At 70.6% G+C, this 2,294-nt stretch carries 3 protein-coding genes; all 3 read left to right on the forward strand.

Going from position 1 to position 2,294, the window contains the following annotated elements; all coding sequences use genetic code 11:
• A partial coding sequence (locus tag MTR62_RS20805; protein ID WP_244024549.1) for a hypothetical protein occupies window positions 1-941 on the forward strand: 941 nt, incomplete at its 5' end.
• A gap of 31 nt (window positions 942-972) precedes the next feature.
• Window positions 973-1,698 (forward strand): SDR family NAD(P)-dependent oxidoreductase, encoded by a 726-nt coding sequence (locus MTR62_RS20810; RefSeq protein ID WP_244024550.1) that lies wholly within the window; start codon window positions 973-975, stop codon window positions 1,696-1,698.
• Between the two features lie 189 nt (window positions 1,699-1,887).
• A partial coding sequence (locus tag MTR62_RS20815) for a hypothetical protein (protein WP_244024552.1) occupies window positions 1,888-2,294 on the forward strand: 407 nt, incomplete at its 3' end.

The raw sequence follows: 2,294 nt of genomic DNA on the forward strand, positions 1-2,294 counted from the left end.
TCGCCCGCCTGGGCGATGGCCTGCTGGCCTCGATCGTCGGCCAGAACCCGGCCGCCGCCCCCGTCGCCGCGCATTACCGCGCGACCGAGAACGGCGTGCCCGGCGCGCTCGCCATGCTCACCATCTGGCGTACCGCGACGCGCGCCGCCAAGCCGTTCTACGTGATCGATCCGCAGACCCGCCAGCTGTTCCTCATGGTCGACGTGCTCGAAGGCGCGCACCACGCGCTGCTGTTCGGCCGGATCAGGGAAGCGGGCGGCGCGATCGACGAGATCGAGCTTTACGTCAACCGTTCGCGCAGCGACGGCGGCTTCATGTTCGGGCCAGAAGACCTGGCCCATCTGCCCGAAGCCTGGACGCAGAAGGTCGCGCCCGCGCGCCTGCTGTCGCGCGCCGATCTGCTGAAAGCCGGACAGTCGATCTTCGACACCGCGATCGACGGCCCGCCCCCCGCCGACGGCTGCCGCATGATGGAAAACGGCACCAAGGTCGCCGAAGACCCCGAAGTGCTCGAAGTCGTGGGCGGCGGCGGGCCGCACCTGCCCGCCAATCCCGACGGTTCGGTGCCGATCCCCTGCGGCGCGCCCCCGTTCCGCCCGACCGATCCCGACGCGCGCACCGACATCGTCGACACCCAGCAGGGCATCGTCATCTCGATCGGCACGATGACCGGCGAAGTGAAGCCCTACCTCATCACCCATCCCACCACCTCGGCTTTCGTGCCCGATGCCATGGCCCAGCCCTACATCGACCTGCTCACCGCGCAGCGCGCCACGGGCAAGTACGGCAAGCAGCCCGAAGTGACCCCGATGCCCGCCTCGATCACCGTCGCGCAGATGCAGCGCTACTACGACGGCAAGCTCCAGGGCATGCACCTGCTCGAAAAGCTCGGCCCGATCGGCGCGCGTTCGCCCTGGACCACGCCCGAGGGTGGCCAGTGAGCCGCACGCGCAAAGCCAGGGAGGGCACGGCATGGCGGATCGCCTGAAGGGACGCATCGCGCTGGTCACCGGCGCTGCGAACGGCATCGGCGAAGGCATCGCGCGGATCTTCCGCGAGGAAGGCGCCCTGGTGATCGGCATCGATCGCGCGGGTGCCGACCACGCCTGCGACCTGACCGACGAGACGGCGGTCACCGCGCTCTTCGCCGCGATCGGAGGCGAGCACGGGCGGATCGACGTGCTGGTCAACGCGGCGGCCTTTGCCCACTTCGCGTGGATCGAGGCGATGAGCTACGCTGAGTGGAAGACCACGCTGGCGGGCGAACTCGACATCGTGTTCCTGCCCACCCGCGCCGCCTGGCCCTGGCTCAAGGCCAGCCGCGGCGCGGGGATCGGCGCCAGCGTCATCAACTTCGCCTCGGCCAACGCGCACCACGCGCTCGAAGGCTCGCCCGCGCTTGCCCATTGCGCGGGCAAGGGCGGGGTGCTGGCGATGACCCGGCAACTGGCGATGGAAGGCGCGCCCCACGCGATCCGCGCCAACACCATTGCCCCCGGCTTCATCAAGACCGCGGCGACCGCGCGCCATCTCGCCGCCGATCCGGCGTTCGAACGGCAGGTGCTCGCCAAGAACATGCTCAAGACCCTCGGCGAACCCGAGGACGTGGCCTGGTGCGCGACCTGGCTCGCCAGTTCGGAGAGCCGCTACGTCACCGGCGCGGACATCAGCGTCGATGCGGGGGCGACGGCCTGGTGACAGGCGCAAGGGCCGCACCTTTCCCGGTGCGGCCCTCTCCCCCGCTTTTCTCTCTTCGCTCCCCCCGTTTTCCCGCCCCCAGGCTCCCGCGCGGTTTTGTGCAGCGCAGCGATTGACACAATGATATGTGGTAACGTATCTGATCGTGTAGCGCCCGCTTCCTGCCTCCAGCCGCCGATCGGACCTTTCGTGCCCCCAGCCTCCGGATCATCGCTGCCCCGCGCGAAAGCGCCGTGCCGCAGCGGCTGGCTGTCCGGTTGGTTTTCGGGCTGGCTGGGCGTCCTGGGGGCGATCGTGCTGGCGCTGCTGCTCGCGCAGGGCGAAGCCGTGCGCATCCACGCGCTCGACCACACCGAACCAGATCGCGCTGAAACCGCGCGGGCGCACGTGCCGGACGCACAGTCCGGGCGCGCCGAGGCCAGGACCACCCTCTCGCACCGCACACCGGGCGACCGGCACGACGCGTCCACCTGCCCGCTGTGCCAGAACGACAGCGCCTTTGGCCAGTATCTCGCCTCGGCGCCGCCCGCTCCCCCGCCCGCGCCCGAACGCCTCTTCCTTGCCGCCCCCGACGCAACGGCCCCCCCGCTCGCCCC

This window comes from Novosphingobium organovorum, from assembly GCF_022832435.1.
In the GTDB taxonomy this organism is placed as follows: domain Bacteria; phylum Pseudomonadota; class Alphaproteobacteria; order Sphingomonadales; family Sphingomonadaceae; genus Novosphingobium; species Novosphingobium organovorum.

Excerpts from the sequence above, each read along its gene's own strand:
- MTR62_RS20810 (WP_244024550.1), top strand. The coding sequence starts at position 973 with ATGGCGGATCGCCTGAAGGGACGCATCGCGCTGGTCACCGGCGCTGCG.